The following is an 8329-nucleotide window of genomic DNA, read 5'->3' on the forward strand; positions in this document are numbered from 1 at the left end:
CAGCCCCGCCACCCCGGATTCTCCAGCAGCACCGCCATCCCCTGCCCACCGCCGATGCACACCGCCGCTACCCCGTACCTGAGCCCCTCGGCGCGCAGCTGACACGCCAGGGTGATGGCCAGGCGCAGGCCGGTGGCAGCCAGCGGATGTCCCAAAGCGATGGCGCCGCCATGCACATTGAGCCGCGCCGGATCCAGCTCCAGGGCGCGCTGCACCGCCAGCAGCTGGGCGCCCTGGGCTTCGTTGATCTCCAGGCGGTCGATGGCCTCCAGCGCCAGGCCGGCGCGGTCGAGCAGGCCCTGGATGGCCGGTACCGGGCCGCTGCCCATGACGTCCGGCGGCACGCCTACCACGCAACTGCCGCGCACCCAGGCCAGTGCCCGTGCCGACGCGGCGTCCGCGCCCCGCGCCAGCAGCACGGCGGCGGCGCCGTCGGCCACCGCGCAGCTGTTGCCGGCAGTCTGGACCCCGCCCGGATGCACCGGCGTCAGCCGTGCCAGGGCCTCCCGCGAGGTTTCCCGTGGATGGCTGTCATGCTCGACCACCGCACAGCCCCGCGGCAGGCGCAACTCCCGCGGCGCCAGGCCCGCGGCCTCGAAGCGCGCCGCCGCCACCGGCACGATCTCTGCCGCGAACCAGCCCTGGCGCTGGGCCGCCAGGGCCCGCTCGAAACTGCGCAGCGCCCAGGCATCCACGGCCTCGCGGGTGATGCCGTGGCGCTGCGCCAGACGCTCGGCGGTGGCGATCATGTCCAGCCCGGCCGCCGGGTCCTTGAGCGCCTCCCAGAGAAAGTTGTGGAATTCCACCGGCGCGCCGAGGCGAAAGCCGCTGCGGTGGGTATAGGCGGCGATGGGATTGCGGGTCATGGACTCGGCCGCCACGCACAGCACCCGGCTGGCCTGGCCGCTCTGCAACTGATCGCCCGCCTGGCGCAGCAGCTCCAGGCCGGTGCCGCAGACCCGTTGCACCTGCAGCGCCGGCACCGCCTCGGGCACCCCGGCATAGAGGCCAATATGGCGTGGCAGCAGATAGGCATCGAAGCTGGCCTGGGCCACCGAGCCGGCCAGCACGGAATCCACCGCCCCGGCCTCATGCCCGCGCGCCAGCAGCGCACGCGCCACGGCGATGCCCAGGTCGGTGGGCGATACCTGCCCCAGAGCGCCATTCAGATCGGTCCAGGGCGTGCGCACGCCATCCAGCAGCAGGACGTCGTCGTAGAGCGCCCCCATGCCGTTACGCATGACCAGGCACCTCGGCGCGGGCCGCCGCCGCAGGCGCCGCCGTCCGCCGCTGCAGCAGGGCCAGCACCGCGCCCGCGGCCACCAGCACCGCCGGAGTGGTGGCCACCACCAGGGTCGCCGCGCCACCGCCCAGGGCCAGGACCTGACCCGCCAGCAGCGGTCCGGCCATGGCGCCCAGACGCCCGACCGCCACCGCCGCGCCGGTCCCGGTTGCCCGCACCGCCGCCGGATAGAGCTGCGGCGCCAGGGCATAGAGCACCAGTTGGCCACCCACCACGAACAGCCCGGCGGCGAAACCGGCCAGGGCCACCAGCGGATAGGCCTTGGCCAGACCCAGCCCGGCCAGCCCCAGCAGGATGCCCAGGTAGATGGCCAGCACCGTCAGCCGTGGCCGCCAGCGATCCATGAGCAGGCCGAACAGCACCGAGCCGATGCCGCCGCCCAGGTTGAAGAGGATCTGCACCCCCACCGCCTGGCCGCGGCTGAAGCCCTGCCCCACCAGCAGCGACGGCAGCCAGTTGAGCAGCATGTACATCACCGTGAGGGTGAAGAAATAGCCCAGCCACAGCAGCAGGGTGGTCGACAGCGGGATGGCGCCCAGCCAGGCCCCGCGCGAGCCGCTTGCCTGAGATCCGCCTCGATTGCGCAGAAAGCCGGCCGTCTCCGCCAGGTAGCGTCCGAGCAGCGGCGCCACCAGCAGCGGCGCCAGGCCGCCGACATAGAACACCGTCTGCCAGCGGCCGACGTCCAGCAGCCCCACCACCGCCGCCAGGGCGCCACCCAGGGGCACGCCGCAGTACATCAGGCTGACCGCCGTGGCGCGGGCGCGCTCGTCCACCGATTCGGCGGACAGCGCGATCAGATTGGGCAGGGCGCCGCCCAGGCCGATGCCGGTGAGCAGCCGCGCCGCCAGCAGGCTCTCCAGACTCCAGACATGGGCGGTGGCCACCGAGAAGACCCCGAAGATCAGCACGCAGGCGATCAGCACCTTCTTGCGGCCGATGCGATCGGCGCACCAGCCGCCGATGAAGGCGCCGGGCAGCAGGCCGAGGATGCGGCGCTGAACACCAGGCCCATCTGCCCCGGCTGGAAGCCGAAGGCCTTGGCCATGGCCATGGCCGGGGCGGCGATGCCCATGGCCTGGAGGTCCATGCCCTCCAGCAGGGCGACGATAAAGCACAGCAGCAGGGTCAGGCGGGCCCCGGGCGGAACGGTCGAGAGCAGGCGCATGGTGGACTCCTCAGAAGCGGAGGGTGGTGGCGGCCATCAGGAAGCTGGTGTCGTCGCCATCGGCCTGACGCACGGCGGCGCCGGCCTGGAAGTAGCTGTATTCCAGATCCAGGGTCAGGTTGGCGGTGGCATCCAGCGCAGGTTGTTGCGCCAGAGGGTGCCGGCCTTGCGCGCCGAACTGGCCGCGGTGCCCGGCACCGTGGTCATGCCCGGCAGGTAGACGCCGTCTTCGGTGCTCTGCCGCCAGACGCCGAACAGTCCGCTCTCCAGCTGCAGGGTCGGCCGCGGCGCCAGGGTCAGCAGCGGGCCGACCAGATAGAGGTTGGCCAGGGTGGTGAGACCGGAGTCGCCATAGAAGCCGTTCTTCGGATAGAGCGGATCGAAGGTGCCGACGCGGTCGTCGCCCAGCCCGTGATCGCCGCTGGCGGCGTCCACCCGCAGGGCCAGCCGCGGCTTCCAGGCGCCGCCCAGGCGATAGCCGGTTTCGCTGCTCAGGCCCCAGGCGCGGATCTGGGCGCCGGCCAGATGCCCACCCTGCCCGGCCAGGTCCCAGCTCCAGTCCCAGGGACCGGCGTTGCCGAACAGGCGGAAGCCGGCGGTGTAGCGCTTTTCCGCGCCGGTCAGGCCGTCCAGGGTGCGCTGGTCGGTCTCCAGGCCGAAGCCGTAGACATCCAGCTTGAGCGGCCCGGCCAGCGGCAGGGTGCCGTAGAGGCCATAGAACTTGACCGCGTTGTTGGAGCCGTCGTCGAAGCTGTCTTCGCCGGTCACCACGGGCCTCAGGCCGAAGGCGTCCAGCCGGTAGCCGTCCGGGCGACTCCAGGCCAGGCGCAGGCCGTCGAAGTTGAGGCGGATGTTGCGGGCGTCGCGGTAGGTGACGAAGGCCTGGTTGCCGTAGCCCAGCTCCTGGCGACCGATGCGGGTCATCAGCTTGCCGCCGGCCAGCGGCGTGTTGAGGTCGATGAAGGCCTGGTGCAGCTCGGTGCGGCTCTGATCGTAGGGCCCGTAGAGCGCCTTGTTCCAGGCGCGGGTGTTTTCCAGCTGGACGAAGGCGCGTATGGCGTCGTCGAACAGGTGCAGATCGGCGTGCAGCTGCAGGCGCTGCTGGATGTAGTGATCGGTGGCCACCCCGCGCCGGCCAAAGACCGGATTGCGGATGGTATCGAAGCGATAGCGCGCCTCGCCGCCGGTCTGCAGCCAGGCCGCGTCGCCGAGGCGCTGGTAGCGCAGCCCGTCGAAGGGATCGGTGCGCTTTTGCGGATCGTCGAGAAAGCGATAGTCCTCGGCCCAGCGTGGCGGTCCGGGCGGCAGGGGACGCGCGGTCTCCAGGCTGTTGAGCGGCTTGGGCCGGGCGCTTTCCAAGGTGGTGGAAGGCGCGGCGAGCAGGCCCTGGCTGGCGAGCAAGGAGGCGAGAGTGGTAAAGGCGAGGCACGAGCGGGCCCGTGCGCGGGCCGGAAGCGAGCGCGAAAAAGACATGAGATGACCGTCCTGACTGGGGAAGCGAAAGGCGCCGCCGGGGCGCGCGGATCAGGGCCTAGCGGGCGCGGATCGGGTAGTGGTCAGGAGGGAGGGTGGTTGGATAGCGAGCTGACATGGCGGGTGTCCCTTTGTTGTTGTTGTCGTCACCAGAGGGCGGTTTGGCCCTGGCTCGATGATGGTCGATGGCAGAAATGGATCAAGCCATCCGGACCGAATCTGGCCGATTACCGAACGTTATCTTTATTAACTTTATCACCGAAGGACGGCTGGTCAGCTAGGTCTCTCAACGTCTTCTGTATCGCGCTTTGTAACAATGCCCGCCCTTGAGGGGTCCATGAGGAGGCCCGTACGGGTTAAGGTTCCTTCTCTCACGATCGAAAAGGCGAACTCATGAGCTCCAAGACTCCCCTCCTGCTGGCTGGCGCCGCGCTCTTCACCCTGCTGGCCGGTTGCGGCTCGCACGAAACCCAGAGCAGCCCGGCGGCGGCCTCCTCGGCCCCGAGTGGCGCCGTCAGCAGCAGTGGCCGTTGCAACTCCGATGCGGTCCAGGATCTGGTCGGCAAGGCCCTCTCCCCGGCCCTGGCCGAAGAAGGCCGGCAGCGCGCCGGTGCCCAGGTCGTCCGGGTGGTCCGTCCGCAGGACCCCATGACCATGGACTTCAATTCCCAGCGCCTGACCATCACCACCAGCGCCAGCCTGGTGGTGCAGACCGCCACCTGCGGCTGATCCCCGGCGCGCCCCACGACCTGCCGGCCACCGCCGCGCAGGTCGGTGCGCCCAGCTAGAGGCCGAAGCCCTGGCGCAGGGCGGCCACGCTGGAGAAGTGAAAGGCCGGGCACTGGCGCTCCAGCTCTTCCCGGCTGCCGAAGCCATAGCCCAGGGCCACCGCCGCCACGCCGTTGGCCTGGGCGGCGATCAGGTCGTGCTCGCGATAACCCAGCATCAGGCAGCTTTCCGGCGCCAGGCCTTCGGTTTCCAGCACGAAACGCAGCAGTTCGGTCTTGTCGGCGCGGGTGCCATCCAGCTCGCTGCCATGCAGGGCGGTGAAGAATTCCGTCAGGGCGAAGTGCCTGAGGATCTCCACGGCGAACACCCGCGGCTTGGCCGTCACCAGATAGAGCCGCCGTCCGGCCGCCTGCAGCTCCGCCAGCAACTCGCGGATGCCCGCATAGACCTCGTTCTCATAGAGGCCGGTGGCGCGAAAATATCCGCGATAGGCCTCCACTGCCCGCCAGGCCCGCGCCTCATCGAAGCCGTAATGGGTCATGAAGCTCTGCAGCAGCGGCGGGCCGATGAAGACTTCCAGCCTGCGCAGATCGGGTTCCTCGATCCCCTCGGCTCGCAGCGCCACCTGGATCGCCCGGGTGATGCCCAGGCGCGAATCGGTGAGGGTGCCGTCGAGATCGAACAGCAGATGGGGGTGATGCATGGGATGTCCTGGCAACGGGAAATCCTGGCCAGTATGGCGAGCGGGGACAGAGACCGGTAGGCTCGACCGCTCCATTGGAAATGAGTCTTGTTCGCCGATGCCGCCTTTGCCCCGTTCCGTCCGTCACAGCGCCTGGCTGGCCCTGCCGCTGCTGCTCGCCCTCGCCGCTCCCGGCCAGGCCCGCCCCATCGATCAGCCCATGGACGCCCAGGTGCTGCAGCAGCCGGGCCACGGCTATGCCTTCAGCGAACTCCAGATGGATTCCGTCGACGGCGCCCGCCACTACCAGGTATGGATCGCCCGACCCGCCATCCCGGCACCGGCCGCCGGCTATCCGGTGCTCTATCTGCTCGACGGCAACGCCGCCCTGGGCGGACTGAACGCCGAGTTGCTCGATACCCTGGCCAGGCGGCCCCATCCGCCCGTGCTGGTCGCGGTGGGCTACACGGGCGGCAAGCGCATCGACGGCCCCGGCCGGGCCTACGACTACACGCCATCCGCGCCTACCAGCGAACGCTTTCGCGAGCTGGCCACCGGCGGCGCCGACGTCTTTCTCGCCTGGCTGCTGGAGCGCCTGGAGCCGGCGGTGGCGCGGCAGTTGCCCCTGGATCAGGGCCAGCGCGCTCTCTGGGGGCATTCCTTGGGCGGACTGTTCGTCCTCCACGCCCTGCTCACCCGCCCGGACGCCTTCGCCCAGGGCTACGCCGTGAGTCCCTCGCTGTGGTGGAGCCCCACCGTGCTACCTCAGAGTGATGAGCAGCTCAAGGAGCGTTTCAAGGCCCATCCGGCCCGCCTGGTGCTGCTGCAGGGCGGCGCCGAACGCGAGCTGCCCGCGCACTTCCAGAGCGAGGTCCCCGCCGATGCCACCCGGCGCCTGGCCGACCGCCTCGGCCAGCTCCCCGGCATCCGGGTGCGCTACGAGGTGCTCGAAGGCCTGGGCCACGGCCCCATGCTGCCGGCCTCGCTGCGGACCGTGGTGAGCGAGTGGCGCTAGTCCGCCAGCCAGCGATACATCACCAGGCAATCCACTAGCCCCAGGCTGGCATGGCGATAGGCTCTGGGCAGGGTACCGACGATCTCGAAGCCGTGCTTCTGCCAGAGCCGCACCGCCACCTGGTTGCTGGCCACCACCGAGTTGAATTGCATGGCCTGGAAGCCCAGTTCGCGAGCCACCTGCACGGAGTGCGCGCAGAGGGCGCCGGCCACGCCCTGGCCACGGGCGGCGGGAGCGACCATGTAGCCGCAATTGCAGACGTGATCGCCCGGGCCCATGGCATTGGCCTTGAGGTAGTAGCTGCCGAGAATCTGGCCATCGCGTTCGGCGACGAAGGTTGCCCGCGGTAGCTCCACCCAGAGGCGCCAGGCGTCGTCGCGGCTCATGTCCGGGTCGTAGGCATAGGTCTCCCGGGCCTGGGCGACCTGCTGGATCAGCGGCCAGATCTGGTCGAAATCGGCGGCGGCGAGGGGGCGAATCTGCATGGGTGACTCCGGCGGACGAAGGAGTCGCCAGTGTCGCCTAGCCGGTCGCCGCTGCCAAATCGCCGCCCTCTTCCAGCAGGCCCTGAGCCCCCTGGCGACAGGCTGCCAGCAGTTCCTCGGCCAGGCCCTCGTCATCCAGCGCCCGCGCCAGGGCCACGCCACCGATCAGGGTGGTGGCCAGCTGCAGCGCCCTGGCGCGCCGCTGCGCTGGCGGCCCCGACAGATCCCGCTCCAGCCGGCTGACGAAGCGCGAGAAGAAGCGGGTATAGCTGCCACGGATGGCGGCCTCCCGATGGGTGACGTCGGCCGCGAGAAAGGCCAGCGGACAGCGCAGCGAATCGCCCTCGGCATGCTCGCGACTCAGGTAATGCTCGACCAGCTGCCCGAGGCCTTCGCTACCGAGACCGTCGAGCCGGGCCCTGCCGACCCGCGCGGCATGGGCGATGGCCTGGTCATAGACCTCGGTCTTGGTGCGGAAGTGGTGGTAGAAGGCGCCGCGGGTGAGACCGGCATCGGCCATCAGGTCATCAAGTCCGACCGCATCGAAGCCGCGGAGGGCGAACAGGCGGGCGGCGCTGTCGAGGATGCGCTGGCGGGTCTGCTCGCGCTGATCAAGGGGCCAGGCCATGGCTACTCCAGATTATGTTCTTGAACATAAGGTCTCCTTTGCCAGCATGTAGCCTTCTTTGCAAGGAGCCTGCAGCATGACGCCCTATCTCTTCGGTCCCGCCTTCAGCACCCTGGTGCGCAGCGTGCGCCTCCATGCCCTGGAACAGGGCCTAGAGCTACCCTGTGGCCTCGCCCCTGACGGCCAGGCCATCGCTTGGCGCAGCGAGGCCCACCTGGCGCTGCACCCCTTCGGCCAGGTGCCGGTGCTGCTCGACGGCGAACTGCGCCTCTTCGAGACCCTCGCCATCTGCCGCCATCTCGATCGTCGGCTCTCGCCGGAGCGCGGCGGCAACCCGGAGCAGGACGCCTGGAGCAGCGCCCTGCTCACCACCGTGGATACCCGCCTGGTCCGTCGCTATCTGCTGCGCGTCGCCGGGCCACGACCCGCTCCCTTCCAGACGCTGGAAGAGCAGCAGCGTGCCCTGGCCGACGTCGACGCGACCCTGGCCGTGCTCGATCGCCAGCTGGGCAACCGGAGCTTTCTCTGCGGCGCCGACTTCAGCCTGCCCGACGCCCTGCTGGCGCCCATGCTCGACTACCTGGAGCCCCTGCCCGACCTCCACTGGCAGACGACCCGGCCCCGCCTCGCCGCCTATCTCGATCGCCTGCGCGCGCGACCCTCCGGCCAGGCGATCCTGGTGGCGACCGACCTCAAGCGGCGCTGAGCCTACAGGGGCTACCGGTGACCACTTACCTCCCCAACACACCGTAACCATCACCTCTCCCCCCGGAGAGGGCCAGGGTGAGGGCCGCCCACCACCCCTGCCTACCTGCTAGCCTTGGAAGCTGTCTCTTATACACATCT

The 8329-nt window shown here is 70.0% G+C and carries 8 protein-coding genes and 1 pseudogene; 3 read left to right on the forward strand and 6 right to left on the reverse strand.

The window, feature by feature from the left end; translation table 11 throughout:
* From GSQ95_RS21365 to GSQ95_RS21375, 3 genes and pseudogenes are all read right to left on the reverse strand, one after another.
* A partial coding sequence (locus tag GSQ95_RS21365) for a thiolase family protein (protein ID WP_158973888.1) occupies window positions 1–1241 on the reverse strand: 1241 nt, incomplete at its 3' end.
* A pseudogene (gene mhpT / locus GSQ95_RS21370) lies at window positions 1234–2471 on the reverse strand (3-(3-hydroxy-phenyl)propionate transporter MhpT). The pseudogene mhpT and the gene GSQ95_RS21365, both read right to left, overlap by 8 nt.
* A 114-nt stretch (window positions 2472–2585) precedes the next feature.
* Window positions 2586–3944 carry an alginate export family protein gene (locus tag GSQ95_RS21375; protein WP_256664678.1) on the reverse strand — a complete coding sequence of 453 codons (1359 nt, stop codon included), beginning with the start codon at window positions 3942–3944 and terminating at the stop codon, window positions 2586–2588.
* 393 nt (window positions 3945–4337) lie between these two features.
* Between GSQ95_RS21375 and GSQ95_RS21380 the strand changes: the two genes are divergently transcribed.
* The gene (locus tag GSQ95_RS21380) at window positions 4338–4673 is read left to right on the forward strand and encodes an I78 family peptidase inhibitor (protein ID WP_027598593.1); all 336 of its coding nucleotides are present in this window, start codon (window positions 4338–4340) and stop codon (window positions 4671–4673) included.
* Between the two features lie 55 nt (window positions 4674–4728).
* On the opposite strand, the gene GSQ95_RS21385 is transcribed toward GSQ95_RS21380, so the two are convergent.
* A complete protein-coding gene (locus GSQ95_RS21385; protein WP_158896757.1) occupies window positions 4729–5376 on the reverse strand; it encodes an HAD hydrolase-like protein in 648 nt (215 codons plus the stop codon).
* A gap of 106 nt (window positions 5377–5482) precedes the next feature.
* Between GSQ95_RS21385 and GSQ95_RS21390 the strand changes: the two genes are divergently transcribed.
* Window positions 5483–6370, forward strand: coding sequence for an alpha/beta hydrolase (locus GSQ95_RS21390; RefSeq protein WP_256664679.1), 888 nt, complete (start codon window positions 5483–5485; stop codon window positions 6368–6370).
* Here GSQ95_RS21390 and GSQ95_RS21395 read toward each other — a convergent pair.
* Window positions 6367–6855: a GNAT family N-acetyltransferase gene (locus GSQ95_RS21395; protein ID WP_158896755.1), complete on the reverse strand. Its 489-nt coding sequence runs from the start codon at window positions 6853–6855 to the stop codon at window positions 6367–6369. The two genes, GSQ95_RS21390 and GSQ95_RS21395, sit on opposite strands and share 4 nt — an antisense overlap.
* 37 nt (window positions 6856–6892) lie before the next feature.
* A complete protein-coding gene (locus GSQ95_RS21400; protein ID WP_158896754.1) occupies window positions 6893–7483 on the reverse strand; it encodes a TetR/AcrR family transcriptional regulator in 591 nt (196 codons plus the stop codon).
* Between the two features lie 76 nt (window positions 7484–7559).
* Between GSQ95_RS21400 and GSQ95_RS21405 the strand changes: the two genes are divergently transcribed.
* Window positions 7560–8189: a glutathione S-transferase family protein gene (locus tag GSQ95_RS21405; RefSeq protein ID WP_158896753.1), complete on the forward strand. Its 630-nt coding sequence runs from the start codon at window positions 7560–7562 to the stop codon at window positions 8187–8189.
* Window positions 8190–8329 lie beyond the last annotated feature (140 nt).

This window comes from Pseudomonas sp. BAV 4579, from assembly GCF_009765395.1.
GTDB classification, from domain to species: domain Bacteria; phylum Pseudomonadota; class Gammaproteobacteria; order Pseudomonadales; family Pseudomonadaceae; genus Chryseomonas; species Chryseomonas aestiva.